Below are 26,899 nucleotides of genomic sequence, written 5' to 3' on the forward strand. Positions count from 1 at the left end.
AGGTTCAAGCTGTTGAAACTCCAATCGCAGAGGCTCAGGTTGTGGAAGCTCAGGCGAGCGTTAACGCAGATCCTGAGTCTTGTGAGACTCTTTCTGCTGAGGATGCTAAGAAGGCGCGCATTGCCAAAGCCGTTGCTAAAGCTAAGGCCAAAAAAGCCTCTTTACCTGTAGAGACTCAAGCTACAGAGGTTCAAGCTGTTGAAACTCCAATCGCAGAGGCTCAGGTTGTGGAAGCTCAGGCGAGCGTTAACGCAGATCCTGAGACTTGTGAGACTCTTTCTGCTGAAGATGCTAAGAAGGCGCGCATTGCCAAAGCCGTTGCTAAAGCTAAGGCCAAAAAAGCCTCTTTATCTGTAGAGACTCAAGCTACAGAGGTTCAAGCTGTTAAAACTCCAATTGCAGAGACTCTGGTTTTGGAGGCTCAGGCGAGCGTTGACGCAGATCCTGAGTCTTGTGAGACTCTTTCTGCTGAGGATGCTAAGAAGGCACGTATTGCTGCGGCAGTTGCCAAAGCTAAAGCGAAAAAGATGCAACAAAAATTGCAGGAGAAGGAATAAACCATGGCGTTTAAGTTAGCCTCGTCACCTCATTTAAAGGTGCATCTACAAACCCAAAGTGTGATGCGCCGGGTTATTTTATGTGCTCTGCCAGGCATTGCAGCTCAGTGTTATTTCTTCGGTTTTGGCGTACTGATACAAGTTATGTTGGCTATTGTCGTCGCATTAGCCGCAGAAGCTGCTGTTCTCGCCCTAAGAAAACGCGCGGTACTTCCTACTATAAGCGATAACAGCGCGCTATTAACGGCAATATTAATAGGCGTTGCCATACCACCTATCGCTCCTTGGTGGTTAGTGGTGATTGGTACCTTGTTTGCCATTGTGCTTGTTAAGCAGTTATACGGTGGCCTAGGGCAGAATATCTTCAATCCCGCAATGGCCGCTTACGTCATGTTGCTTATCTCGTTCCCTGTGCAGATGACTAGCTGGTCAATTCCAACGGCGATTGCTCAAAACCCGATGGATCTTGGCTTAACCCTACAGGCAATATTTGGATCAATGAGCGCCGAGCAATTGCATCTTTATAAACTCGGATTTGATGGCGTGGCGATGGCGACTCCGCTCGATACCGTTAAGACAGATCTATCTTTAGGCTTAACCACCTCTGAGAGCTTAAGTAAAGCCATTTTCAGTGATGGTTATGGCGTTGGTTGGTTCTGGGTCAACATGGCTTACCTTGCAGGCGGCCTTATTATGCTGAAGCTAAAAGTGATCCGCTGGCACATTAGTTTTGCCATTCTTGGTTCACTCTTTGTCTGTAGTAGTTTCGGTTATTTGTTAAGTCCTGATACTCATGTCGGTCCCCTGTTACAGCTGTTTTCAGGCGCCACCATGATTGCGGCATTTTTTATCGCTACCGATCCAGTCACAGCAGCAACCAGTGTTAAAGGACGCCTGTTGTTTGGTACGCTAATTGGTGTGCTGGTCTATGTTATTCGTACCTATGGCGGCTATCCAGACGCTTTCGCTTTTGCCGTTTTACTGGCCAATCTTTGTGCGCCATTTATTGATTATTACGTCAAGCCGCGTACTTATGGACACCGCACGGGCAACTGAGCATAAAGAGAATTTATTTTGAAAAAATCAATGTTAAAAAATGGTTTGCTTCTAGGTTTATTTGCACTCTTGTGTACAGGCCTAGTTGCTGCGGTAAACCTATTTACTTACGATAAAATCAAGCAACAAGAAAAAGTCGAACTTGCACGCGTGCTTCATCAGATCATTCCCGATGAAATCCACGATAATGAACTAACGGCCCACTGTATTTTACTTAGCTCTGCAGAGTTTCTGGGCACAGATAATGCGCTGCCAGCCTATATCGCGACCCAAAACGATAAGGGTGTCGCAATTGCCATTGAAGCGATTGCGCCTGATGGCTATAACGGCAATATTCGTATTATTGTCGGCATAAGCGATAAAGGGGAAGTGTTAGGCGTACGTACACTGTCGCATCAAGAAACACCTGGACTCGGTGATAAGATAGAACTTAGAAAATCAGATTGGGTGCGCTCATTTGATGGACTGTTTTTATTATCAGATAAAGATAAACGCTGGAATGTAAAGAAGGATGGCGGTGAAATCGACCAGTTTACAGGCGCAACCATCACGCCACGTGCATACGTAAAAGCCGTAAAAAAGGCCGTCAGCTATTTTAAGGCTAACAAGGCACAGCTGTTATCGACACCTGCCAATTGCGAGGTTGGAAAATGAGTGATTATAAAGAGCTAACCAAACAAGGGCTTTGGAAGAACAATCCAGGCCTAGTGCAGCTTTTGGGGCTGTGCCCTCTTCTAGCGGTTACCGCAACCTTAACCAATGCCTTAGGCTTAGGCCTTGCAACCATGTTGGTATTGATCGGCTCAAACATCTTGGTCTCTCTGGTACGAGATTTTGTGCCAAAGGAGATCCGTATCCCTGTGTTTGTGATGATCATTGCAGCACTAGTAACAACCGTACAATTATTAATTAATGCCTACGCTTACGGCTTGTACTTATCGCTTGGGATCTTCTTGCCGCTTATCGTCACTAACTGCGTCATTATTGGCCGCGCCGAGGCTTTTGCATCGCGTAATAATGTTGCCAAATCAGCTTATGACGGACTAATGATGGGATTAGGTTTTACCTTAGTCCTGTGTATTTTAGGTGCAGCGCGTGAAATATTAGGCCAAGGCACACTGTTTTACGGTGCAGACCAATTGTTAGGTGAATGGGCTAAGTCATTAACGATTCATATTTGGCAGGTCGAAACGAGCTTCCTGCTAGCCATGTTACCGCCAGGGGCATTTATCGGCATGGGCTTACTTATCGCATTAAAAAACGTCATCGATCAATATCTTGCAACTAAACAGCCTAAAGTCGAGCAAGAAGCGCCTACTCGAGCGCGTATTACTAAGGTCAATTAGGCCGCAGTCAATAATAAAAATACACGATACGGATATAGATAATGAATACAGAAAAACGCCGCCAGATCCTTGAAAGACTTAGAGAGAATAATCCTCACCCTGAAACTGAGCTTAATTTCTCAAGCCCTTTTGAGCTGCTGGTTGCCGTTACATTATCAGCTCAGGCTACGGACGTTAGTGTCAATAAAGCTACCGATAAGCTATTTCCGGTAGCCAATACAGCGCAGGCTATTGCAGCACTTGGCGTTGAAGGCCTTAAGCAATATATTAAAACTATCGGCCTTTACAACAATAAAGCCATTAATGTGGTAAAAGCTTGTGAAATCTTAGTCGAAAAGTACAACGGTGAGGTACCAGAAGATCGTGAGGCACTCGAAGCCCTTCCTGGTGTAGGTAGAAAGACCGCAAATGTGGTACTGAATACCGCTTTTGGTTGGCCAACCATCGCCGTTGATACCCATATAGACAGGGTCTCTAACCGCACTAAGTTCGCTATGGGTAAGAATGTCGTTGAAGTGGAAAATAAGCTGCTAAAAGTCGTTCCTGCCGAGTTTAAGGTCGATGTACACCACTGGCTTATACTACACGGTCGTTATACTTGTATCGCTCGTAAACCGCGCTGTGGAAGCTGTATTATAGAAGACCTATGTGAATTTAAAGATAAGGTCTACCCAGAAGATTAACTAGATATAAAGCTCCCTTCACAATACAAAAAAGCCGCTATTCGCGGCTTTTTTGATATCTCTATGTTCTATTAAGTTAAAGCAATCTATCGCATCGCCAAAACTAAATAGTAATTAGTACATACAGATAAAGAAAACAGTTAAAAACGCAGCAATAATCGCTGTAAGAGCTAGTGACATCTTTAGTTCAGTTTGCATGGTGTTCTCCTTAAGTTACTGAGTCAATAATATAAGAAATATGGGACTTTCTCAGACTAATTTAGGCATTTTGTGATCTAAGTACTGACTAAAGAAATTGATCTGGCTCAATTTTTACAAAGAGTATCTATCATCATTATTTTAGATATACTTCTGCACATCTATTACCCTATCACTTGGATATATATCATGGCACAACTACTACACACCATGCTCCGCGTTGGCAACCTTGAACGCAGTATCGAGTTTTACACAAACGTTTTAGGTATGAAACTGCTAAGACAGAGTGAAAACAACGAATATAAATACACCTTGGCTTTTGTCGGCTATGACGAAGAGTCTACGGGTAGTGCAGTTATAGAACTGACCTACAACTGGGGCACCGAGTCTTATGATCACGGTAATGCCTTTGGTCATATCGCTATCGGCGAAGAAGATATCTATGCCCGCTGTGAAGCAATTAAAGCGGCCGGTGGTAAGGTTATCCGTCCAGCTGGACCCGTTGCCGGCGGCACAACTGAAATCGCATTTGTTGAAGATCCTGACGGCTACAAAATTGAATTTATTCAGATGAGTTCAGCAGAGAGTGGATTGGGTTAATCACTTAATTAAAGCAATAAAAAAGCGCCCTAGGGCGCTTTTTTTAAATCAAAATCGATTAGATTTTGAAACTAGCTTGAAGGTAGAAATAACGTCCAAGCGTGTCATAAGTGTACGGATCGGTGTTAGCGTCGTTATTACCTGAGTAATATGGAGGCTCTTTATCAAATAGGTTGTTAACACCTAATGACAATTGAAGCCCATTATTGAAGTAATATGAGCCAGAAATATCGTGGTAAACAACACTTCCAACTGTTGGAGCTAAACAGCTTGAATCCGCCGCTTGACAGTCATAGCTATCCATACCTGAGATATAACGAGCCTGATAGTTAGCAGACCAATCTGCACCTTGTACGCCTAAGTCAAAGTTACTCTTAACCTTGGCAAAGCTACCCATACCCGATGTGATATAGCCTGCATAATCAATAGATTGACCAGAGATTTCAGACACATTCTCAAGCAGAATAGTCGTATCTAGACCGGTTCTCCAATCTAAGCCCAACACTTCAAATGTATAAGCTAGGTTCACGTCAATACCTGAAGTATCTTCTGCACCGATGTTTTGTAGCTGATTGTTAAATTTAATTTTACCGCTCAATGGATCATACGTAATATTCGCCGATTGACAAAGAGCTGTGTCTGTATTGATTTGCTCACCAGAACTATTCATACACTGCTCTGCGATATAGTTTGAATCAACTAACGCGATTGAGTTAGTGATTGAAATATCGTAGTAATCAGCAGTAACAGAGAATCCATCTAAGTAACTAGGAGAATATACAAAACCTACAGTGAAGGTTTCAGCTTCTTCTGGAGTAAGGTTTTCGTTACCACCACGAGTCACTTCTGCTTGGTAGCTCTTCTCACCAGTTACAGGGTGAGTGATCTTATCAAATGAAGTAGCGCTTCCTGAATACAATTCATCAACAGATGGTGCTCTAAAGGCTGTAGACGCAACACTTCGTAGCATCAAGTCATCTGTCATTTTCCAAGTTAAACCAAGCTTCCATGTACTGTCACTACCAAATGTACTGTAATCGAAGTAACGTACTGCCGCACTTAAGTCAACTTGCTGAGCAAGAGGAAGATCTGCTAGCAATGGAATCGCTAATTCTAAGTAAGCTTCATTTACATCGTACTCACCTTCAGTTGGGTCAACTTTAGGATCGTTCGCTAGGCCTTGTGCTGTTAGTGAATCAGGAATAAACCAAGCTTTTTCTTTGCGGTGTTCGATACCTGAAGCGAAACCTAAGTAACCAGCAGGTAACTCCATCACTTCACCAGAAAGGTTACCCGATAGAATTAGCATTTCACTACCACCAGTGTTCTGCTCGGTGTAAGTGTAGCCATCCATATTGTCACTTGCCCAAGATGCTTGATCTAATGGGTTGAAGTTACCTTCTGAGATATCTTCATTTAGTGATCCCATGTTAACCAAGTTTGCAAGACGGTCTACTGAATCATTACGGCCGTAGTTCACAGATGTGTCCCATGTCCAACCGTTATCAAGCATACCTTCTAGACCAACAACTACACGCGCTGTATCGACAACTTGGCTGAATTCACGTGGGCCAACTTCCGTCAAACGACGCTTATAAGCCAACGTTTCTCCATCTTCGATACCATACTGCTTATTTAACGCACCATTATCCCACTCAGAGTCATAGGCAAATTCAGTGTAAATAGGTTGAGGAGCCATCTGCTGTTCTGACCAACGCTTTGAATACATTGTTTCAGTAAACAAAGTTGTATCATCGGTTAAATCAAAGTTGGCTAATGCAGTGAAGTTTAAACGCTCCATAGGCGTGTATAAGAAGCTATCCGCCGAATAGTTATATGCATCTGCTACTGGGTCATATTTATCCCAACTGCCATCTGGGCTACCTTGGTAATCACCATCTGGTCCGTAAAGGTGACCGTTCTCAGAGTAAGAGCTACCCGCACAAACCAACTCGCCGCCACTTTCTGTTAAAGGACATTCAGAAAAACCACGGTCGGCTTGACTTGCTGAGCCACGCTTCATGTATTGAATACCCATGACAACGTTACCGCCATCAAAGTTGCCACCAGTGGTTAAATCAAAGCTAGTCTCTTCTGCATCACCGTGACCTGAAATACCGCTTTGAACATTTAGCTCCAAGCCTTCAAAATCGTCTTTAAGAATGATGTTAACTACACCAGCAACAGCATCTGAACCGTACACAGATGATGCACCATCTTTTAGTACTTCAACACGCTTAATCATTGATACTGGGATGGTATTTAAATCTACTGTAGAAGCAGCGCCAGTCCCCGAGTTAACCATACGACGGTTGTTAACTAGTACAAGTGTTCTTTGTGAGCCTAAACCACGTAAGTTAATTGACGCTCCACCTTGTGAGCCGTTGTTAACGCCTGGGTTGGTCATTGCACCGCCTGTAGCGGTCATTTTCTGTAGCACTTCATCAATAGAAGTTGCGCCAGAAGCTTTAATTGCGCTAGCGTCGATTACAGTCACTGGTGAAGCAGTTTCCATATCTGTACGCTGAATGCGGGAGCCAGTAACAGCAATGCGCTCTACATCAGCACCAGCTTCTTCTGCGAAAGCTGTATTTGACACGGTGAAGGCTGTCGTAGAAACCGAAGCGATTAAACCGAACTTAATCGCTGAGGCCAATTTAGATGGTCTGTTCATTATGTAGTACTCCCTAACCTTTTATTTTTATATACACGCCATTTGTTATTTTTGGCGTTGGTATGGATACTGCAATTTCACGTTTATGCCGTCAATCGAGCAATTAATTAACCATTGACGTTTTTTTGTTAAAAAAAATAACGAAAAAAGTAACGTTATTTTTTCAAGCACCCGTCTTGCAATGTGATACACATCACAATGAAGTTGAATTCACTACAAAAAGGTCGGTATACAGTTAAATACCCCGAAAACAACGCAACCTTTCATTAACCTAGCAAAAACAAGTAAATGTGACACGAGTCACACTTTTCTATGGGTTACTTTAGTAAGTGCTGGTGTTTTAGTGTGATTTCTTAGATGTTGCTCATGTTTTTTAATACTAATCTAAGCTAGTGATCAGCTGTTGTTCAGCATTGAAATATTGTTCCCGACCTGACATGTGAACAAATGTAACAATCAAATCCAACTACCATCACAAGGCGGCACAATCCGATCACACTTTAAACACTCACATTTCTAGCCTCTAATTAACAAAAAAAGTAGACAAGAGAATTGAAAACCTTGGTTTATAGCTATTCAATTGAGTACGTAAATCGCCTTCACTGTTACAGTCACTATCTCTGCACAATATGTTTAAAGCATAATTTGAGCGGTATATTGGTTAGGTTGGGCGTTATGTATTGATACCACTGTATGTAGCTAGAGACAGTAAACCACGACGTAGGTAAAGATTAGGGATATGCCATCGGAATACACAATAAAAGATTTTTTTCACGTAAATCTCCCTCCTCTTAACGAGCGAGGTGAATAAGTTAAGTAGGCACTAGAAAAAAGTGCTAAACGCAAAGCTTATGAAAGTGAGTGTGAATCTAAGTTAACGTATTGAAGGCTTGAAACTTTGAAGAGGTTGGCGTGTAATTGAAATATTGAGGAGCCATGACACTTGCTCCTCATAGAGGTAATAGATAGAAGCTACTGCTTAGGCTTAATACACGTTAAATAACAGATCAAACCACAGTTTTAAGCATCAGGCATAATGATATTAAAGTGGTTATAGGCTCTAGGAGTTGCAATACGCCCTCTTGGCGTTCTTTGTATAAAGCCTTGCTGAATTAAATAAGGCTCCAATACATCTTCAATCGTTTCTCTTTCTTCACCAATTGCTGCCGCAAGATTATCTAAACCTACAGGTCCACCCATAAACTTATCAATAATCGCAAGTAATAGCTTTCTATCCATATAGTCGAAGCCTTCGGCGTCAACATCTAACATGTCTAACGCTTGTTCAGCGACAACTTTAGTGACATCTCCACTATGTTTCACTTCGGCAAAGTCACGCACGCGTCTGAGTAATCGGTTTGCAATACGTGGTGTACCACGAGAGCGACGGGCGATCTCAACTGCGCCTTCGTCATCAATTTCAAGATCCATTACTTTAGCTGAGCGAGTCACAATGCTTGATAAGTCTTTAACATTGTAGAACTCCAGTCTCAGTGGAATACCGAAACGTGCTCTTAGAGGCGAAGTTAATGCTCCCGCACGGGTTGTTGCACCGACGAGCGTGAATGGTGGTAGATCTAGCTTAATTGAACGAGCCGCAGGACCTTCGCCTATCATAATATCCAGCTGATAATCTTCCATTGCTGGATATAAGATCTCTTCAACCACAGGGCTTAAACGGTGGATTTCATCGATAAAAAGCACATCGTTAGGTTCAAGGTTCGTCAGCAACGCGGCCAAGTCACCAGCCTTTTCCAGAACTGGACCCGATGTTGACTTAATATTCACACCCATTTCATTGGCAACGATCATCGCCAATGTGGTCTTACCTAGACCGGGTGGGCCATAAATCAGCATATGATCCAGTGCTTCACCGCGTTTTTGCGCAGCTTCAATAAAAATCTTTAACTGCGCACGCGTGTCATCTTGGCCAGTGTACTCATCCAGCAATTTAGGCCGCATAGCGCGGTCAACGGCTTCAATTTCATCGCGCTCGATTATGTTAGGCTGTATGAGTCGGTCAGCTTCAATCATCAATTTTCCTTAAAGCATCGATTTCAGTGCTGATTTAATCAGAACTTCAGAGCTCATGCCATCTGTATATACCGCAGAAACCGCTTTGCTTGCCTGTGCAGGCTTGTAGCCAAGAGAGAGCAGCGCGGCAACCGCATCTTCTTCAGCGGTATTAACCGCCTCTGGAACTTTATAGTTAGACTGCAACATAAACTCGCGTTCAGAGCCGACAGAGGCTTCCATCAAACTCTTAAGCTTATCGCGCATTTCAACTAATAAACGTTCAGCAGTTTTCTTACCCACACCAGGTAATTTCACCAAGGTCGCGATATCGTCACGCTCGACACAAGCCACAAATTCACCGGCGGTCATGCCTGATAAAATCGTTAATCCCAGCTTAGGCCCAACACCATTGGCCTTAATAAGCAGCCTAAATAAACTTCTTTCTTGCTTTGAAACGAATCCATATAGCAACTGTGCATCTTCTCTCACGACAAAATGCGTATAAATTACGGCTTCTTGACCAAGATCCGGTAACTCATAAAAGCTGGTGAGTGGCATTTGAATCTCATAGCCGACTCCAGAAACATCGACCAGAACTTCCGGTGCCTGTTTCTCAATAAGTAAACCGCGAATACGACCTATCATTTATATCGTCCATATGTTCTTACATTTGCTCTGCCGCCCAAAGCAACTAAGCTCTGGCAAGTGTGATAATGACACACAGCCACACCTAGCGCATCTGCAGCATCAGCTTGCGGCGCGCTTGGGAGTTTTAGTAGTTGTTGGATCATGTGTTGTACTTGTGCTTTCTGTGCGCGACCGGTGCCAACCACCGCACTTTTTATTTGCGTCGCACTGTACTCTGCAACAGGTAAATTAGCCGCTGTTGCTGCGACAATCGCTGCTCCGCGCGCTTGTCCAAGTTTCAACGCCGAATCGGCATTTTTCGCCATAAACACGCGTTCAATAGCAAACTCGTCGGGTTGATATTGCCTAATAATCTCTGACAATCCATCAAAAATTTGTTTTAATCGAATAGGAAGTTCATCAGAACTTGTTCGAATACAGCCACTTCCAACATAAACCTGTTGTCGGCCAACGCAGTTAATTACGCCGTAACCTGTGATCCGAGAACCAGGATCAACTCCCAAAATGATTGCCATATAAGCTTTATTCCAGACCTTCCATCACTTCGTCAGAAATCTCTGCATTATGGTAGACCTCTTGTACGTCGTCATGATCTTCTAAGTTATCAATTAAACGAAGGAATTTAGGTGCAGTATCGGCATCCAAGTCGGCTTTAGTCGATGGCACCATGGTCACTTCAGCATTGACAGACTCAAGCCCAGCATTATCTAATGCATCCTTCACACTACCGAAATCTTCTGGCGATGTTAGCACATCGATAGAGCCATCTTCGTTGGTCACCACATCTTCAGCCCCTGCTTCTAGCGCGGCATCCATAACAGTATCCTCATCGATACCTTCGTAGGAAATAATGCCTTTTTTATCAAAAAGGTATGCAACCGAACCATCGGTACCTAAGTTACCGCCTGATTTGCTAAATGCATTGCGTACGCCTGATACCGTACGATTTTTATTGTCAGTCATGGTTTCAACAAGCACTGCCGTGCCGCCTGGGCCATAACCTTCATAGATAATGGTCTCTAGCACTTGACCATCAAGCTCGCCAGCACCACGTTTAATTGCACGTTCGACCGTATCTCGGGTCATATTGTTAGACAGAGACTTATCGATGGCAGCACGTAAACGTGGGTTCGAGTCTGGATCTGAACCGCCTTCGCGGGCAGCCACTGTAAGTTCTCGAATAAACTTAGTAAAAAGTTTGCCACGCTTCGCGTCTTGAGCCGCTTTACGATGCTTAATGTTGGCCCATTTACTGTGTCCTGCCATGTTAATCTCCTCAATACCGACTTATACCCAAACGACCTAAAAAGTCCTAAACATTATTAATTTTCAAGTCTCTTGGGTATATTTTTCCGAAAAAAAAGCCGAGTCTTAACTCGGCTCTTTATGGGGTTTATTATTCTGCGTCTTTAGCGTCAGTTTCTTTGCTTTCCGCTTCGACAACACTGACACCCAATTCAGCTAACTGCACTGGATTGGCAAATCCTGGTGCATTCGTCAACGGACAAGCCGCTGTCGTAGTCTTAGGGAATGCCATCACGTCACGAATTGAGCTAGCACCAGTCATCAACATAATGATACGGTCTAAACCGAAAGCCAAACCTGCATGCGGTGGTGTGCCGTAGCGCAATGCTTCAAGTAGGAAGCCAAATTTCTCGCTCGCTTCTTCATCGTTAATACCTAGAATTCTAAATACTGCAGACTGCATCTTGCTATCATGAATACGCACTGAACCGCCGCCTAATTCACAGCCGTTCAACACCATATCGTATGCATCAGAGATAGCGGCAATTGGGTTCGCTTCTAACTCTTCAGGCGTCATGTTGCTTGGCGCTGTGAATGGGTGGTGCATTGCATGCAAACCGCCATCAGAAGTGCGTTCAAACATTGGGAAGTCAACAACCCAAAGTGGCTTCCACTCGCCTTGTAGCAAGTCAAAGTCTTCACCCGCTTTAAGACGAAGCGCACCCATTGCTTCAGCAACGACGTTAGCTTTATCGGCGCCGAATAGGATTAGATCGCCAGTTTGTGCGCCAGTACGCTCAAGTAGCGCCTTAACCACATCTTCGCTTAAGAACTTAAGTACTGGAGACTGAATGCCTTCCATACCTAAGGCTAGGTCATTAACCTTCATCCAAGCTAGGCCTTTAGCACCGTAAATAGTCACATACTTTGCGTATTCATCTAACTGCTTACGAGATAGCTTCGCGCCACCTGGAATGCTTAGTACAGCAACGCGACCTTCAGGATCGTTTGCAGGGCCATTAAATACTGCGAACTCCACGTCTTTGACGATGTCTGCAACATCAATCAATTCGAGCGGGTTACGTAAATCAGGCTTATCAGAACCGAAACGACGCATCGCTTCTTCGAATGTCATCTTAGGGAACTCGCCCAAATCAACATTCAACAGCTCTTTAAATAGACCGCGTACCATCTCTTCAGTCTTATCCATCACCTGCGTAGAGGTCATGAATGAAGTTTCGATATCGATTTGAGTAAATTCAGGCTGACGGTCAGCACGTAAGTCTTCATCACGGAAGCACTTAACGATTTGGTAGTAACGGTCAAAACCAGACATCATCAACAACTGCTTAAACAATTGTGGTGATTGTGGCAATGCGAAGAACTGACCTTTATAAGTACGGCTTGGTACTAGGTAGTCACGTGCGCCTTCTGGTGTTGCTTTAGTCAGGATAGGGGTTTCAATATCTAAGAAACCGTTACCATCGAGGAAACGTCTTACCGCGCTGGTAACCTTTGAACGGAACACGATACGATCAGCCATCTCTGGACGACGTAGGTCTAAGTAACGGTACTTTAAACGCTGCTCTTCAGTGTTATGCTGATTCTTGTCCATGTTGATTGGTAATGGCGCTGAGCTGTTTAAAATCGTTAGCTCTAGACCCAAAATTTCAACCTCACCAGTACGCATATCAGCGTTTACCTGGCTATCGGGTCTTGCTCTTACAAGGCCTTTAATCTGAACACAAAATTCGCTGCGTAGTGTGCTTGCAACATCAAAAACTTCAGGAAGGTCTGGATCATAAACAACCTGAACGATACCTTCTCTATCACGAAGATCGAGAAAAACTACGCCGCCCAAATCTCGGCTGCGATTAACCCAACCCACTAGGGTCACTTCTTGACCTACGTGAGACTTATTGACGTCTCCACAATAATGACTGCGCATTTAACTCTTTCCTTTATTCCGCAAAGCGATGCTTGAGGATCTGGTTCAAAACAAGACAAAAGCGGCATTATAGAGAAATATTGCCGTTTTCCAAATAACTTCTCGACTAGTCGGCTAACTATCAATCAATTTAGATTAAAAATTAATGAGATTGGCTTATCTTAGCAAAACTAGGTACTTCTATATGCCCTTCCGCCCGCATTTTTGGCACGATACATCTGTTTATCTGCTGTTTTCAATAGTGCATCGATACAATCACCGTCTTTAGGGTAAATTGCGATGCCTATACTGGCAGGTGCTGACAATGCTTGTTGATTAATAACAAAAGGCTTGGAGAGACTAGCTAATAAATTTTCAGTCACATCATTAACCGATTTAAGATCTTTTATATCATTTAAAATAATCACAAACTCATCACCACCTAAACGGCCAACCGTATCTGAGCGGCGGATGCCATTAGTCAGTACTTCGCTTACATGTACAAGCAATTTATCACCGACCTGGTGCCCATATCTATCATTAACCAATTTAAAACCGTCTAAGTCAATAAAGACCACTGCAAACTGCGCCGTGTCACGAACGTGGGACAAGATAGCTTGCTCTAGCCGGTCTTCGATTAGCGCACGGTTCGGCAATTGCGTTAAGCTGTCGTGTTTAGCGAAGTGTGCCATTTTATTTTCGGCCTCAATACGACGAGCCACCTCTTTACGTAAACGCCTATTGGCTAATAAGGCAATAATGGCCACAATGAATAGAGTCGAAAACAGCAGAATACTGATCTTTATCTTATTTTCATATTCCTCACGACCGAACTCGATTGTTTCTGACGCCCACTTTTGATGGATCTGCTGTTGACGAGTAGCATCAATATTTGCCAGAACAGCGTTAATTAAGGGTAACAGGGCCTCCTTACTATGGTGTACCCCAAAGTGACTACGCTGCTCAGCAAAGTCAACTAACATAGACATTTTCAGATTAGAGAACTGCCCGCCACGAATATCATTGTTTAAATTGACAACCTTATCGATAAAGACATCTGCTTGACCTTGATTTACAGCCCGTAAACCGGCACCACTATCAGGCACTAATATCAATTTTAGGCTTGGGTACTTTCGCATCAAGTCCCCTACAATATGGTAGCCTTCGATTACGGCAATTCGCTGACCACTAAGATCATCTAAACTGTATGAATTTACGCTATTTAATGATGTTACTAGCCCCCAAGGAGAGGGCCAATAGGAATCGGAGAAACTCAACTGGTACTCACGCTCAGGCGTTTTAGCCACACTACCGGCGATGGCCACATCACCATTAATTAACGCATCGAGTAGGTTACTCCATTCATCGAACACTTGCGTTTCAATCTCTAGCCCAAGTTCATTAGCTATGATATTGACTATTTCACTATTAATCCCCGCGTACTGACCCGCCTCTTGATACTCCATGGGACGCCAATTGCGAAGATAACCGACTTTGACAGTGCCTATCTCATCGATAATTCGCTGCTGAACAGGTGTTAAATTAATTAAACGCTGCTGACTCTTATAAATTCTATCTTCAGGGTTTAGCATCCACTTTCGCTCAATTTGAGCCAATTCTGTCTGAGAGATAAGCGTGAAACCTGCCGCAATTCTCTGAGCAAACCCTTGCTGGCTAGCTCGATTAAGCGCGTATAAGTCGGTTTTAAACTCAAGTTCCATATATTGATGAAATTGTTCCCAGTTATGATTTAACAGTAAATAATGCTGAGTCCAGGCCGCAGCAGCGACAAACGCATTAATCTCCCCCGTCTTTGATGCCTCAATCATGCTATCTACAGAATGGTAATAACGAATTTCCGACTCAGGCAGTGAATCTAGAAGTTCTGATAGATAGGGCGAGGTTGGAGAAACCGCAACAATTTTGCCTTTTAGCTCATCTAAGCTTTGCAGCGGTTGTTCAAATGAGAATAAACGACTGCTCACCCGATAGATGGTATGAGCACGATTTAAGCCTGTCTGCATAGACGCACTCTCTGGGTAGCCTAGGTGCACATCGGCGATCCCTCGTTTAACATTGTCTATGCTCTGTTTCATGCTACCAGCAACAAAACGGATCGGTAGCCCCGTTTTCTCAGACCATAACTTCCAAATATCGATTAACAAACCATGGGGAAAACCGTCGGTACCAATATTTGCAAATGGCTCGACACCCGTTTGCATCGCAATCACGATATCGTTTTGATATCTTAGGTTCCCTAACCACTTATATCTATGCTCTTCGAGAACGTCAGGATTAATTGACTCAAATCCTGATGTAATATTTGATGTTAATGCTAATTTTTCTTTTTTTAACGCGGGATAGAGAGAAAATGACGTGATGAGCTTACGGTTCTCAAGGGGGTATTTAACCGATATAGTGTTGTTAATTTGGCTTTCTCTTAAAAAACCTTCTAGCCCCACAAATACAAGAACCTCCTCATCAATAACAGCCTTCAGCAATTCAGTACGATTATCAAAATAGATAAATGTCAGTTTTGGCTCCAGAGCCTTTAAAATTTCAATCTGAGCAGCACCTTTTACTACACCGATTTTGTAGGGAATGATGTCTGAAAAACTTTGCGGAATAGTAAGCTGGTAATTGAGATAAAGGTAACTGTTTACACTTGCTATTTTGGGTGAAAAAACATACATCTCGTCTCTTGCATTTGTTTTAGCCATGCCGATGTGAACATCAGCCTTTCCTTGCTCTAAGTCTCGCAAAGAAGTAACCCAATCCGCAGGTTTAAAAATCACTTGAGTTTTAGTCTGCTTCGACCATTCCAACCAAATATCAACTAAGAGTCCACTGGGTCGATTATTTTCATCCACAAATTGGAACGGGTAAGTATCATTACTCATTGCTATTATGAGCGGCGACTTCTCGATATCCACTTTAGACAGAGCTGGGAATGTGACAAACATTGTTGCTATTGTGAGCAACAAACAAGTGATAGTTTTCAATTACATTTCTCACAAAGTTAAAAAATTGAGAGTATTTTGTTTTATTACTGCTATTAGACAAAATTTTATGAGGAAATTCCAGTGCTAGTCTTGCCGCTTATAGACATGTTTAGCTAGAATGAAGTGTTGAACTCCCACAATTTGATCACATGAACTCTTCTCAAGACAATCTCTTTGCCAAGCAATACGAACATGTCAGCGATTTTCAATTCGATGACAAGGTAGCAGGTGTATTTAACGATATGATCAGGCGCTCTGTTCCTGGTTATGGTCAAATCATCAATACAATAGGTGATTTAGCACAAAAGTATGCTACCCCTAACAGTAAAATTTATGATTTGGGTTGCTCATTAGGCGCTGCCACACTAAGTATTCGCCGCCGCGTCGAAGGCCGAAATTGCCAAATCATCGCTATAGACAATAGCGAATCTATGATTGAGCGTTGTAATGAGAACTTATCAGCTTATGTGAGTGAGACGCCTGTCGAACTAGTCTGTGGTGATATTCGCGATATCAAGATAGAGAATGCCTCTCTAGTTGTACTTAACTTCACGATGCAGTTTCTCGCTCCTAGCGATCGTGAAAACCTGCTCAAAAATATTTACCAAGGTCTTTTGCCTGGTGGTTTACTCGTGCTCTCTGAAAAACTTTACTTTAAAGAAGAGAAAATACAGTCAACATTAGATGATTTACACCTCGATTTCAAAAGAGCAAATGGTTACAGTGAGTTAGAGATCAGTCAAAAACGTAGTTCGTTAGAGAATGTAATGAAGCCAGATACGCTCATCGAACACGAAAATAGGATCAGAGCACAGGGATTTAGCCAGTTCAGCGTTTGGTTCCAATGTTTTAATTTTGCATCAATGGTGGCAATTAAGTGATTAGCTTTAGCTCATTTTACAAACAGATTTCAGACTCTAGCCTACAACACTGGCTAGAGACGCTTCCATCAATTCTTGGTCAGTGGCAGCGTGAACACAAGCATGGCTCACTACCAAAGTGGGAGAAAGTGCTCAATAAACTGCATTATCCTGACGCTGATATCATCGATTTTAAAACCAGTGTCAAAATTGGTTCAGGTGAACAATTAAGTGATGGCGAAAGAGAGAAGCTTGAAAATCTTTTAGGAATTTTTAAACCTTGGCGTAAAGGCCCTTACTCCCTACATGGTATAGAGATTGATACCGAATGGCGCTCAGACTGGAAATGGGAACGTGTCGTACCTCATATCTCCCCGCTGACCAATCGCACCGTATTAGATGTCGGTTGCGGTAGTGGTTATCATATGTGGCGCATGTTAGGTGAAGGCGCCAAGCATGTTGTTGGTATCGATCCATCACCTTTGTTTATGTGCCAGTTTGAAGCCGTTAAGCGTTTAGCGGGTAATGAGCATCCTGTTCATTTCTTACCGCTTGGCATCGAAGAGTTACCGCCGTTAGATGCCTTTGATACTGTTTTTTCAATGGGGGTGTTATATCACCGCCGCTCACCTATCGATCATATTTATCAGCTAAGAGATCAGCTTCGTACTGGCGGTGAACTGGTACTAGAAACACTGGTGATCGATGGAGATGAAAATACCGTCCTCGTTCCAAAAGACAGATATGGCAAGATGAATAATGTTTGGTTTTTGCCTTCTGTTGATGCGCTAATACTGTGGTTAAAGAAGTGTGATTTCACCGACATACGCTGTGTCGATGTGGATGTGACTTCACTTGCCGAGCAAAGAAGTACTCAATGGATGCCTAATGAGTCATTAGTAGACTATTTAGACCCTAATGATGTTAGCCTAACGGTTGAAGGTTATCCGGCGCCGAAAAGGGCGACTATCATTGCCACCAAAAATCAGCCAAATAAAGATTTGATCTAGCCAAAATAGTAAATGGGAAGCACTATGTTCAAGCAGATAATTTGTATCGCCGCAATTACAACCCTTATGTCAGGTTGCGCAACGACTAAAGAAAGCAACGCACCTATCCCTGTTGATGCTGCAGCGCTAGAAGCCAGTCTAACGAAACAAGAAGCAAATATTCTTGATGCTATGGATACTTGCAATCAAGCACAGTCGGCAGGCTTTGCCTCCCTAACAACACAAATTGCAGAACTCAATGCCAACGTTGCTAAACTTAACGTCAAGGAAGAAGCTGCAATTGTTCCTGTTGTCGCTCCAGTACAGTGCCCTCCCTCGCCGATTGGTGACAAATTTATGCTAGGCGCTATTGAAAACGTTTACGTTGAAGAGGTAAAGGCTAGCTTCCAAACTCGAATTGACACAGGAGCTGAGTCTTCATCTCTTGATGCACATAACATCATCCTTTTTGAAAGAGATGGCAATCAGTGGGTTAGATTCGATGTCTTTACTCAAGGTGACAAACAGCCAGCTAAGACATTTGAGTCAAAAGTTGAACGTTTTGTCAGGATCAAGCAAGACTCAGATGAGAAAAGCGACCGCAGACCCGTTATCCATGCCCATTTAGAGATAGGCAAGTATAAGGCCGAGACGGATCTAAATTTAAGCGATCGCAGTCATTTGGAGTATCCATTGTTACTTGGACGTAAGTTTATGCAGGACATCGCAGTTGTCGATGTTGGACAAACCTACATCCATGGTAAGAAACAAGACGTTAAGCCGTCTAAGACGAAAAAATAGGATAATTGTAAATGCATTCTAGAAAACCCTTTTATATTTTAGTCGCATTGCTGTTTATTAGCGGTATAGCCGCTAGTGTTTACCGTGGAATTGAACACAGTGTGCCTTTCCTACCCGGTAAACAAGTACAGAGTTGGGCCGTCGATGCTAAAATCAGCTTCCAAGGTACTGGCGAGCCAGCAGAAGTTTCTTTTTCATTACCGGAAGATCCGGCCTATGAAATTTTGGTTGAAAACGCCACTTCACCAGGTTACGGCTTAACCATCACCAATAATGCAACCGATCGTCGAGCAATTTGGTCAATACGAAGTGCAACGGGTAAGCAAGATCTCTACTATAAAGTGACCTTAATCCCAACCGGACAAAATAAGCTTTTAGCAGATGAAGTGCCTGCGGAACCTACCCCTTATACTTGGCCAGCAACAGAAGAAGCGGCGGCACAACAAACGATTGAAGAAGTTTGGTCACGAAGTGCAACCAACCTTTCTTTTGCGCAGCAGCTCAATAAACTGTTAAACGCTAATGATCGTAGCCAAAATATTGAACTGCTATTAACCAGTAACTCTCCGAGTAAACTCTTCATTAGAATGCTACATAGCAAAGGGATCCCGGCTAAAGAAGTCAGTGGTCTTTACCTCGAAGATCAACGTCGTAGACAGCAATTATCTAACTTTGTCGAAGTCTACCATGATGACCAATGGTACCTATTCAATGCTGAAGATGGCAGTCAAGGACGCCCTGATAATCTACTATTATGGGATCGCACAGGCACCTCGGTACTGGACGTTATCGGCGGAGTAAACTCACAAGTTAATTTCTCTATGCTGCAAGATACGCGTTCGGCACTTGCCACCGCTATCGATGTCATGAAGAATGACAATGCACTGGATTTTTCTTTATATCAATTACCGCTAGAAGAACAGAGCCTATTTAAGGGGATCTTACTTATCCCTATCGGTGTACTAATGGTGGTTTTTCTTCGCGTAATTATCGGTATCAAAACCTCTGGTACCTTTATGCCAGTGTTGATTGCTTTGGCATTCATTCAAACTACCTTGATAACTGGTTTAGTTGGCTTCTTGCTAATCGTAGCCTTTGGTTTGATGATCCGTTCTTACTTATCGGAACTAAACCTATTACTCATATCGAGGATCTCTGCTGTCATCATTGTGGTGATCGGCATTATCGGCCTCTTTACCCTGCTCTCTTATAAGTTTGGCTTAAGTGAAGGCTTAACCATCACCTTCTTCCCGATGATTATCTTGGCATGGACCATCGAAAGAATGTCTATTCTGTGGGAAGAGGAAGGTCCGAAAGAGGTTATGGTACAAGGTGGTGGTAGTCTGTTTGTTGCAACACTTGCCTACCTTGCGATGAGCGCAACTTGGGTACAGCACTGGGTATTTAACTTCTTAGGTATTCACTTGGTCATCTTGGCGCTAGTGTTACTTATGGGTCAATATACAGGATATCGTCTGCTTGAGCTTAAGCGCTTCAAGCCGCTAGCTGGAGATAAATAATGTTCCTAGCTAATCCTTCAGACTTAAGACGCAACGGCGTGCTTTGTATGAACAAGCGTAATATCGACTATATCGGCCGATATAACCCGCGTAAATACTATAAGCGAGTAGATGATAAGTTAACCACTAAGCAATTAGCGCTAGCGAATAATATCGCGGTCCCCGATCTAATTGGGACGGTCTCGGAGCAACATGACATTGCTCATATTCCAGCTATGGTTAATGAGACCGACGGCTTTGTCATCAAGCCAGCTAAAGGCTCCGGTGGTAAAGGAATTTTAGTTGTTACTAAGGTCGAACATGGACGTTACTATAAGCCTAACGGCCAAGAAGTAACTCCGTCAGAAGTCGATCGTCATGTTTCGAACATCTTAAGCGGTTTATTCTCACTCGGTGGTAAACCAGATGTCGCCATCGTTGAAGGTCTAATCCAGTTCGATCCTGTGTTCGATGGATATTCTTATGAGGGCGTACCCGATATTCGCCTGATTATCTTTAAGGGCTTCCCGATTATGGGCATGCTGCGATTATCGACTGCGGCATCTGACGGTAAGGCAAACCTACACCAAGGCGCGGTAGGTGTTGGTGTCGATATCGCAACGGGTAGAGGGCTGCATGCGGTGCAATTCGATCAACCGATCGATTTGCATCCAGATACACAAAAAAAACTGATCTCAATTGCCGTGCCTCAATGGGATACCTTGCTACATACAGCATCGAAAGCCTACGAGATGTCAGAGCTCGGTTATCTAGGTACCGATATGGTTCTAGATAAGAATAAAGGTCCACTCCTACTTGAGCTTAATGCCCGTCCCGGTCTGGCTATTCAGATAGCCAACGGTCGTGGTATTTTGCCCAATCTTCGTCATGTTGAAAAAATGGGCAACCACAACATGACTGTTGAAGAACGTGTGGCGTATGCAAAAATACACTTCAGTGCCAACAGCTAAACAATTTACTTGGCTATTAAGCCCATTATTGCTTTTTGTTTGTTGGTTTAACACGGCAGCTTATGCTGCCGTGTCTCCTATTCCACTTCTTGTGGAACAATGTTTATCTTACCGTTTTCCCAATAATTCATTTAATCATGCAAGCGACAGTCATACTCTTGCCGTTAAGCTTGAACGCGATTTAATCGGTTTTTTTAACATCAACGACAGAGTTAAGTACTATCGTCAATTTCCTCTTTCCTATGCAGATCGAGAACGTCTGCTACAATGCCAGCTATATTTAGCAGATGAGTTAGCCTTATTCTTTAAGTCAACTCAATTTCAGTTAATACGATTTAAACTGGCTGAAAGTGACAACCCAGCCGTACAAGCGTTGTCGATGCGTATTAACCGAATAGCGAATAATACTGAAACACCCAAATACAAGGCGCAATTACATACCGCTCAAGCAGCATTTAAACAAGGTATAAGCAGCCAATCTCTTAGCCTTAATTTCGCAAACAATAGCTGTGAGCGTCCCCAAAACAAGGGAGCGTCAAAGGAGAGCGACTTTAATGGATCATTGGCCAGTTATCTTATCAGGCAACCCGATCAACAATGTCGCAAAGAAGTGTGGCAAGCCTATCAAGCTCGTGCATCGATTAAGAATAAAAGTTCGCTAAGTTTAATTAAGGATTTGCGCCAGCAACAGGCAAATCGTCATGGCTTTACCGATTTTGCTAGTGAGCAACTTGACCAGCAATGGCTATCGAGTCCTCAATCTGTTGCACAATTTTTGCAAGTACAAACCCAACAAATAGGTATTGCGCCCTGGGATCTAGGCTTTGTCCTGTCTAAAGCGAATCCAACCTCAGTTGAGCCAGTTTTAGCAGAGCAATGGCTAATGCAGATAGCCGCTAAACTTGAAACTTTTGGCATTAGATTATCCCCCATTAATGAAACAGTGTATCGCGTCTACTTAGATGGGCGTTTATTGGGTGATATCTATCTCTCCCAAGCTAAAACAATAGGTGTAAAGCCGATTCGTCAGCTGATTGTTGGCCAACAATTTGGTCAAGTTGAGTTAACGCTTAAACCTGAGTTAAATAGCTACCAACAACAAACTGCTGTTATCGATTCTATGGCAAAAATCATGACACAATTTGCCTCTGGTCACCCATTTTATTTGTATAACACCATCGGCGAAACTCAAGATACCGCCCAAATAGACGCGCTTTGGTTACAGCAATACCTTAAAAAGCAACTGATGCCAAAGTTAAAACCAGATAGTAGAGAAGCCATTGTTTTGCAATATGCTAAACAACTACAAGTGTTCAGAGCCAAGGTCGCCCTTAATACCTATTTAGCCCCCGACAGTTTATTGAAATTCGATTTAAACAGTGCCTTTAAGCAAGCATTTGCGGCCAATTGGGATAATATCAAAGATGCGCCCTACACCTTCAGTGCCATCGTCTATGAAGGGCCACTCTATTATCAAAAAATATGGCAGCAAGCTCTCGCAAACTATATTTACCAATCGACAGAAGACTGTCAGAATCAAAAACTTGTTTTCGATTATTTAGTCGTTAATGAATCATCTAATAGCATTGCAGATATACTGCTGCAGTTGCTCGATGAACCATTAGCCATTGACTCACTCATCAAAAGGACTCAACATGCCTTCAATCATCAAGATCAGCACCCTCGCCGCTGCACTCTTTTGCGCAAATAGCTTTGCCGCAGACCTTGCTGTCACAGAGTCAACCAAGAGTCAGGTTTATCAAGGGATCAAAAACAATCTCGAAGATCACCTATTTGAGCTGCCACCTCGTGTACAAGGCCATTACGGCATTCGCCAATATCGTATGACTGGCGATTCAAAATATGCCAATGCCGCACTCGTTGATCTCTACGCTGTTACCGAGGCACAAGCCTTCTATGCCTGTAATTTAGATAAGCAAGGCTTCATTACAGATCAAGCTCAGCAAGCTATATCTGTATTAGGTAAAGGGCCTCGCGCTAAGGCCCGCAAGAAGGCACTTCAGCCCTTCCCTGAGTTCATCTTCTATACCGATGTGTTACTACGTTACTCAAGCCGTATCGATGAATTTGGGTTTACAGGCCCTTGCCATGACAAGCTGACTGCGGCATTAAAAAAAGCCGATCTAAAAACAGGTTTAACCGATAAAGCCATGATTGAAACTTGGGCTGCTCAGTTAGTCAACTATGTTTACTGGGCAAAACAGATTGGCGTAGGTGATTATCTAGCGGATTATAAGCAAGCCTTTATTGAGGTTTATCCAGATAACAAAGACGCCAAACTCAATAAGAAACAGTATCGAAATAAGCTATACGGCATGACCCATTTTATTTTTGCTGCTAGCGAATATTATCAGCACAATGTCGATGCCAAAGAGTTTGCCTGGATCCTAGACCATTTTGAGCACAACATTGATCGTATCTTAGAAGACGCTACTGACGATATTATTGCCGAAGTGGGTATTAGCTTCCTGCTTGCGGGTAAAACGGATCACCCTGTGGTCAAAAAAACCCAGCAGCATATAATTAATGCCTTCGACACTAAAGAGCAGATCATTCCTTCCCCCCGTGGCAATCCCGATCTGACTCTTGGCGAACACCGTAATGTGTTAGCCATGATGTTACTAGACTGGCCAGAAAAGTTGCACAGGGGACCTTATCTGTCTGAGCTAAAGGCAACGAAAAAGTATTTACCGAAACAGGTAACGCCGCTAAATCATTAGCCAATATCCAAGAGGTCTACAGTCTAGGCCTCTTGGTTTTCTATAGATTAAATAATTAGATGGTTAACTAGCTAATAGTGAATGACAAAGACCCCAACGATCAATCTTTTAATACCTTCAGTTAAATAAGACATTAAATCTTAATCGACTCATCAGCACATCCGAACAAGCACCGAACAAAATCAATAAATTAAGCAACTTACTCACTCAATGTTATTACTGATGGATGGTTATCACTGGATTGCTCATGGAATATATCATCAAGATAAACAGCCAGCTCATCTTGTTTTAGCTCCGGAGGGATCACAACCTCATAGATCCGAGCGCGCATACCACTAGAGGAAACATTAAAGAGCAACCATTCATCACCTTTACGCTCAACAGACATCAACTTTCCAAAAACATCAAATCTTATTTTCATCCGTAACTCCCCAACTAGCTAAGTGCACCTTGCTAACCTCAATTCACTCTGCTTACTCTGCTATCATTGATGCAACTTCTATGCATTTAGCCACCCTTGACAGCTTTATTCATATAAGTTATTTATATGAGCTATTCAAACTTTTAGTTCACATTAGTCACTTTTAAGAACGAGCTAAAAAGTCGCCTGAATATCAGCTCTTTTAATGCCAGCTGAGTATTAAATTAAGCCTCTATTGATGCCCGTCACTTTTAAAAGCTAATGGTTCGAAACAGTGACTCGATTTCGTCCGTTATGCTTAGATTCATATAAGGCCTTATCGGCACGCATAATCAAAGCATCGAGAGCAATATCATCCCTATTCAACTTGGCCACGCCTAGACTAATTGTCATCGAGTGCTGTTCAAGCACTGAAAACACCATGGCTTCAACTGTTTTCCTTAAATCTTCTGCCATCAAAACCGCACTCTCTAGCGAAGTGTAAGGTAAAAGAATAACAAACTCCTCTCCACCATATCGCACCCCTAGATCTGACGAGCGTATATTGTCTCTAACATAACGCCCTAAGATCCGTAAAACCTCATCACCCGAAGCGTGGCCATAGTTGTCATTAATGCGTTTAAAATGATCAATATCAAACATGATAATACTCAGATCATGTTTGTAACGTTGGCATGCGGATATATGCAGCTTTGCCTGCTCAAGCATATAACGACGATTTTTTAGACCCGTTAGAGTATCTGTTGTCGCATCGTGTAGTGCATCATCGAGCTTAGTTTGTGTCTTCTGATTATCATCAACGAGGGCATCCCTTGACTGAATGACTCTCTCTGCCATTAGGTTAAAAGCTGATGCTAGCTCACCTATCTCATCTTCTGTTGATATTTGAACGGGGTTAAAGTCTTTATTGAACTGGTACTCTCTTGCTGACTTAGTTAATTTAGAAAGGGGACGTAACATGCTTTTATTTACATACCAAAGGATAATAATAAGCGAGGAAAAAAAAAGTACTGACTCTAACATGAATATATAATGAATAGCCTCTTGCCTATTTGAGTATGTTTTTCTTCGCGCTTTCAGAAGACTTTCCTCTTCAACCTGAAAGTCGCTCATCTCAATTCGGATCCTATCCATGATATTCTTGCCATAGTCACTGGAAACCAACTGTATCGATTTATCTATTTCACCTGCCTTATAAAGTTCGATAGTAGTATTCAACTCCATGATCTTTTCGTTGATCAGCTTCATAATTCTTAATAAGCGTTGCTGCTGATTTTGATTCCCCCGAGTCAGATCCGTGAGTGTGCGTAAGTCATTCTCACTCTTTTCTACACCAGAAAAAAATGGCTCAAGATATTTCTCATCGCCTGTTAACAGGTAGCCTCTTTGGCCCGTTTCGGCATCACGTATCTGGCCTAATAATTCTTCACCATGCCTAATCACTATATGTGTATGCAGGACTAATCTATAATCTTGCTCTGAAATCTTTTCCATTTCTGTCATTAGAGAGAAATTTAACACACCAATGATCATAAGGCTGGCAAACAATAGGTATACTTTAGTCTTGATTTTGACAACCATGAATCACCATTTATTCATCGCAAATATTTCAACTTTAAAATTGCTAATATCGATATATTCCTTATCTGTACAGAATTAATTGAATGGGAAATGAACTCTACGGTTCAAAGAATAATAGCCAATTTATGATAGAAGATAATTAGCTATTGCTGCTGTTAAGAATAAAACTGACAAGGGAATTAACATTAGATAGCAAAAAACGCTCTAGTAGAGCGCTTTTACTATAAGAATAAGTCCAAGTTTTATACTCTAATATCAATCAAGGTCCCAATTGTATCAGATGAGACTTGTATAGCCTCTGCAGAGGCTTGCCCATGAAAGCCAGCTTGCGTTGCATCGACTAACGCTTCTGTCGTACTCCCACTGGAAACCGTTGTTGTGCCTGATACTGATTGACTCGCACCAGCGACATCGATTGTCGACTGGGTTAAATCTGACTGAGCAGACTGAAAGCCATTTTGCCCAGAAATAACACTCGGTGGTATCTGCATAATCCCTCACACAAAAATAGGAACTTAATTGGTCAATTATTATCTAATTTTTGTGCGAAGTACAGCCACAAGCCCAGAGATAGCATTATCCATATCACAGCACTGTTTCAAAGGGCTAAACTGTGAGAAATAGTGCTAGAATTAGCTAATATCCCAGTATAATGATAGGGTTGTTAATTAAAGGTTGAAGCCCGAACACTGGTGAGCTTAGGAGAATAATCTGAATGAACAAAGCAAAAATACTGGTCGTGGATGATGATCCTATTTGTTCGAGTCTTTTATTGTCAGTTCTTGGCGATGACTACCAAGTTACCACAGTGAACTCAGGGGCCGACGTTATTGAAATTGCTAGTATCCAACAACCCAATGTTATCTTTTTAGATATCATGATGCCGGGTAAAAATGGTTACCAAGTACTTAAAGATCTTAAGCAAGCCCCTCAAACAACTCGACTCCCAGTCATCATTGTCAGTGCACTTGCAGAAGAGTCCGATGAAAACCTTGGATTACGATTAGGTGCCGATGGTTACCTTGCAAAGCCTATTAGCCCAACTGAAGTGTTTGGGATACTAAAAAAGTATCTCTAATACGAT

The 26,899-nt window shown here is 42.7% G+C and carries 23 protein-coding genes and 1 pseudogene; 14 read left to right on the top strand and 10 right to left on the bottom strand.

Annotated features, from left to right (window positions below; translation table 11 throughout):
- From Q1A86_RS18760 to gloA, 6 genes and pseudogenes are all read left to right on the top strand, one after another.
- Window positions 1-557: pseudogene (locus Q1A86_RS18760) on the top strand (electron transport complex subunit RsxC); the annotation flags it as partial.
- Between the two features lie 3 nt (window positions 558-560).
- Complete coding sequence (rsxD, locus tag Q1A86_RS18765; RefSeq protein ID WP_299810153.1) at window positions 561-1,613, top strand: electron transport complex subunit RsxD; 1,053 nt, start codon at window positions 561-563, stop codon at window positions 1,611-1,613.
- An 18-nt stretch (window positions 1,614-1,631) separates the two neighbouring features.
- A complete protein-coding gene (gene rsxG / locus Q1A86_RS18770) occupies window positions 1,632-2,267 on the top strand; it encodes an electron transport complex subunit RsxG (RefSeq protein WP_299810158.1) in 636 nt (211 codons plus the stop codon).
- The gene (locus Q1A86_RS18775) at window positions 2,264-2,959 is read left to right on the top strand and encodes an electron transport complex subunit E (protein ID WP_299810161.1); all 696 of its coding nucleotides are present in this window, start codon (window positions 2,264-2,266) and stop codon (window positions 2,957-2,959) included. The genes rsxG and Q1A86_RS18775 overlap by 4 nt, the downstream gene beginning before the upstream one ends.
- A 41-nt stretch (window positions 2,960-3,000) precedes the next feature.
- Entirely contained in the window at window positions 3,001-3,642 is a 642-nt protein-coding gene (gene nth, locus Q1A86_RS18780) for an endonuclease III (protein ID WP_299810164.1), read from the top strand.
- Window positions 3,643-4,029: 387 nt separating this feature from the next.
- Window positions 4,030-4,440, top strand: coding sequence for a lactoylglutathione lyase (gene gloA, locus Q1A86_RS18785; protein WP_299810166.1), 411 nt, complete (start codon window positions 4,030-4,032; stop codon window positions 4,438-4,440).
- 58 nt (window positions 4,441-4,498) lie between these two features.
- On the opposite strand, the gene Q1A86_RS18790 is transcribed toward gloA, so the two are convergent.
- From Q1A86_RS18790 to Q1A86_RS18820, 7 genes are all read right to left on the bottom strand, one after another.
- Window positions 4,499-7,114: a TonB-dependent receptor gene (locus Q1A86_RS18790; protein ID WP_299810169.1), complete on the bottom strand. Its 2,616-nt coding sequence runs from the start codon at window positions 7,112-7,114 to the stop codon at window positions 4,499-4,501.
- A 1,020-nt stretch (window positions 7,115-8,134) separates the two neighbouring features.
- Complete coding sequence (gene ruvB / locus Q1A86_RS18795; RefSeq protein WP_299810172.1) at window positions 8,135-9,148, bottom strand: Holliday junction branch migration DNA helicase RuvB; 1,014 nt, start codon at window positions 9,146-9,148, stop codon at window positions 8,135-8,137.
- Window positions 9,149-9,157: 9 nt separating this feature from the next.
- Window positions 9,158-9,775 carry a Holliday junction branch migration protein RuvA gene (gene ruvA / locus Q1A86_RS18800; RefSeq protein WP_299810175.1) on the bottom strand — a complete coding sequence of 206 codons (618 nt, stop codon included), beginning with the start codon at window positions 9,773-9,775 and terminating at the stop codon, window positions 9,158-9,160.
- On the bottom strand, window positions 9,772-10,293 hold the full coding sequence (gene ruvC / locus Q1A86_RS18805; protein WP_299810180.1) for a crossover junction endodeoxyribonuclease RuvC: 522 nt from the start codon (window positions 10,291-10,293) through the stop codon (window positions 9,772-9,774). The genes ruvA and ruvC overlap by 4 nt, the downstream gene beginning before the upstream one ends.
- Before the next feature lie 7 nt (window positions 10,294-10,300).
- A complete protein-coding gene (locus Q1A86_RS18810) occupies window positions 10,301-11,044 on the bottom strand; it encodes a YebC/PmpR family DNA-binding transcriptional regulator (protein ID WP_299810183.1) in 744 nt (247 codons plus the stop codon).
- A gap of 130 nt (window positions 11,045-11,174) precedes the next feature.
- Complete coding sequence (gene aspS, locus Q1A86_RS18815; RefSeq protein ID WP_299810186.1) at window positions 11,175-12,971, bottom strand: aspartate--tRNA ligase; 1,797 nt, start codon at window positions 12,969-12,971, stop codon at window positions 11,175-11,177.
- A 170-nt stretch (window positions 12,972-13,141) separates the two neighbouring features.
- Window positions 13,142-15,952 carry a transporter substrate-binding domain-containing protein gene (locus Q1A86_RS18820; RefSeq protein WP_299810190.1) on the bottom strand — a complete coding sequence of 937 codons (2,811 nt, stop codon included), beginning with the start codon at window positions 15,950-15,952 and terminating at the stop codon, window positions 13,142-13,144.
- A gap of 149 nt (window positions 15,953-16,101) precedes the next feature.
- Between Q1A86_RS18820 and cmoA the strand changes: the two genes are divergently transcribed.
- From cmoA to Q1A86_RS18855, 7 genes are read left to right on the top strand one after another with little or no spacing between them, the layout of a single operon-like run.
- The gene (cmoA, locus tag Q1A86_RS18825; RefSeq protein ID WP_299810193.1) at window positions 16,102-16,833 is read left to right on the top strand and encodes a carboxy-S-adenosyl-L-methionine synthase CmoA; all 732 of its coding nucleotides are present in this window, start codon (window positions 16,102-16,104) and stop codon (window positions 16,831-16,833) included.
- A complete protein-coding gene (cmoB, locus tag Q1A86_RS18830; RefSeq protein ID WP_299810196.1) occupies window positions 16,830-17,822 on the top strand; it encodes a tRNA 5-methoxyuridine(34)/uridine 5-oxyacetic acid(34) synthase CmoB in 993 nt (330 codons plus the stop codon). Before cmoA ends, cmoB begins: the two co-directional genes overlap by 4 nt.
- Window positions 17,823-17,846: 24 nt before the next feature.
- Window positions 17,847-18,602: an ATP-dependent zinc protease gene (locus Q1A86_RS18835; RefSeq protein WP_299810199.1), complete on the top strand. Its 756-nt coding sequence runs from the start codon at window positions 17,847-17,849 to the stop codon at window positions 18,600-18,602.
- Between the two features lie 11 nt (window positions 18,603-18,613).
- Window positions 18,614-20,122, top strand: coding sequence for a UUP1 family membrane protein (locus Q1A86_RS18840; protein ID WP_299810202.1), 1,509 nt, complete (start codon window positions 18,614-18,616; stop codon window positions 20,120-20,122).
- Window positions 20,122-21,072 carry an alpha-L-glutamate ligase-like protein gene (locus tag Q1A86_RS18845; protein WP_299810205.1) on the top strand — a complete coding sequence of 317 codons (951 nt, stop codon included), beginning with the start codon at window positions 20,122-20,124 and terminating at the stop codon, window positions 21,070-21,072. The genes Q1A86_RS18840 and Q1A86_RS18845 overlap by 1 nt, the downstream gene beginning before the upstream one ends.
- Window positions 21,041-22,783: a M3 family metallopeptidase gene (locus Q1A86_RS18850; protein WP_299810207.1), complete on the top strand. Its 1,743-nt coding sequence runs from the start codon at window positions 21,041-21,043 to the stop codon at window positions 22,781-22,783. Before Q1A86_RS18845 ends, Q1A86_RS18850 begins: the two co-directional genes overlap by 32 nt.
- Entirely contained in the window at window positions 22,728-23,813 is a 1,086-nt protein-coding gene (locus tag Q1A86_RS18855) for a DUF3541 domain-containing protein (RefSeq protein ID WP_299810209.1), read from the top strand. The genes Q1A86_RS18850 and Q1A86_RS18855 overlap by 56 nt, the downstream gene beginning before the upstream one ends.
- A gap of 199 nt (window positions 23,814-24,012) precedes the next feature.
- Here Q1A86_RS18855 and Q1A86_RS18860 read toward each other — a convergent pair whose 3' ends face one another.
- The 3 genes from Q1A86_RS18860 to Q1A86_RS18870 form a co-directional block, all read right to left on the bottom strand.
- Window positions 24,013-24,234: a hypothetical protein gene (locus Q1A86_RS18860; RefSeq protein WP_299810211.1), complete on the bottom strand. Its 222-nt coding sequence runs from the start codon at window positions 24,232-24,234 to the stop codon at window positions 24,013-24,015.
- A 258-nt stretch (window positions 24,235-24,492) separates the two neighbouring features.
- A complete protein-coding gene (locus tag Q1A86_RS18865) occupies window positions 24,493-25,815 on the bottom strand; it encodes a diguanylate cyclase (protein WP_299810213.1) in 1,323 nt (440 codons plus the stop codon).
- 242 nt (window positions 25,816-26,057) lie between these two features.
- Entirely contained in the window at window positions 26,058-26,306 is a 249-nt protein-coding gene (locus Q1A86_RS18870; protein WP_299810216.1) for a chemotaxis protein, read from the bottom strand.
- Window positions 26,307-26,530: 224 nt separating this feature from the next.
- Between Q1A86_RS18870 and Q1A86_RS18875 the strand changes: the two genes are divergently transcribed.
- Window positions 26,531-26,893 carry a two-component system response regulator gene (locus Q1A86_RS18875; RefSeq protein ID WP_299810219.1) on the top strand — a complete coding sequence of 121 codons (363 nt, stop codon included), beginning with the start codon at window positions 26,531-26,533 and terminating at the stop codon, window positions 26,891-26,893.
- Window positions 26,894-26,899 lie beyond the last annotated feature (6 nt).

This window comes from uncultured Shewanella sp. (genome assembly GCF_947497935.1).
In the GTDB taxonomy this organism is placed as follows: Bacteria; Pseudomonadota; Gammaproteobacteria; order Enterobacterales; family Shewanellaceae; genus Shewanella.

Bases quoted from the DNA above. Each gene is read 5' to 3' on its own strand.
- Q1A86_RS18835 (WP_299810199.1), top strand. From the start codon at position 17,847: ATGTTCAAGCAGATAATTTGTATCGCCGCAATTACAACCCTTATGTCA.
- nth (WP_299810164.1), top strand. From the start codon at position 3,001: ATGAATACAGAAAAACGCCGCCAGATCCTTGAAAGACTTAGAGAGAAT.
- Q1A86_RS18845 (WP_299810205.1), top strand. From the start codon at position 20,122: ATGTTCCTAGCTAATCCTTCAGACTTAAGACGCAACGGCGTGCTTTGT.
- ruvA (WP_299810175.1), bottom strand. From the start codon at position 9,775: ATGATAGGTCGTATTCGCGGTTTACTTATTGAGAAACAGGCACCGGAA.
- Q1A86_RS18790 (WP_299810169.1), bottom strand. From the start codon at position 7,114: ATGAACAGACCATCTAAATTGGCCTCAGCGATTAAGTTCGGTTTAATC.
- Q1A86_RS18870 (WP_299810216.1), bottom strand. From the start codon at position 26,306: ATGCAGATACCACCGAGTGTTATTTCTGGGCAAAATGGCTTTCAGTCT.
- Q1A86_RS18860 (WP_299810211.1), bottom strand. From the start codon at position 24,234: ATGAAAATAAGATTTGATGTTTTTGGAAAGTTGATGTCTGTTGAGCGT.
- Q1A86_RS18875 (WP_299810219.1), top strand. From the start codon at position 26,531: ATGAACAAAGCAAAAATACTGGTCGTGGATGATGATCCTATTTGTTCG.
- cmoA (WP_299810193.1), top strand. From the start codon at position 16,102: ATGAACTCTTCTCAAGACAATCTCTTTGCCAAGCAATACGAACATGTC.
- Q1A86_RS18850 (WP_299810207.1), top strand. From the start codon at position 21,041: ATGCAAAAATACACTTCAGTGCCAACAGCTAAACAATTTACTTGGCTA.
- Q1A86_RS18810 (WP_299810183.1), bottom strand. From the start codon at position 11,044: ATGGCAGGACACAGTAAATGGGCCAACATTAAGCATCGTAAAGCGGCT.
- Q1A86_RS18775 (WP_299810161.1), top strand. From the start codon at position 2,264: ATGAGTGATTATAAAGAGCTAACCAAACAAGGGCTTTGGAAGAACAAT.
- Q1A86_RS18865 (WP_299810213.1), bottom strand. From the start codon at position 25,815: ATGGTTGTCAAAATCAAGACTAAAGTATACCTATTGTTTGCCAGCCTT.
- ruvB (WP_299810172.1), bottom strand. From the start codon at position 9,148: ATGATTGAAGCTGACCGACTCATACAGCCTAACATAATCGAGCGCGAT.
- rsxD (WP_299810153.1), top strand. From the start codon at position 561: ATGGCGTTTAAGTTAGCCTCGTCACCTCATTTAAAGGTGCATCTACAA.
- gloA (WP_299810166.1), top strand. From the start codon at position 4,030: ATGGCACAACTACTACACACCATGCTCCGCGTTGGCAACCTTGAACGC.
- ruvC (WP_299810180.1), bottom strand. From the start codon at position 10,293: ATGGCAATCATTTTGGGAGTTGATCCTGGTTCTCGGATCACAGGTTAC.
- Q1A86_RS18840 (WP_299810202.1), top strand. From the start codon at position 18,614: ATGCATTCTAGAAAACCCTTTTATATTTTAGTCGCATTGCTGTTTATT.
- aspS (WP_299810186.1), bottom strand. From the start codon at position 12,971: ATGCGCAGTCATTATTGTGGAGACGTCAATAAGTCTCACGTAGGTCAA.
- Q1A86_RS18855 (WP_299810209.1), top strand. From the start codon at position 22,728: ATGCCTTCAATCATCAAGATCAGCACCCTCGCCGCTGCACTCTTTTGC.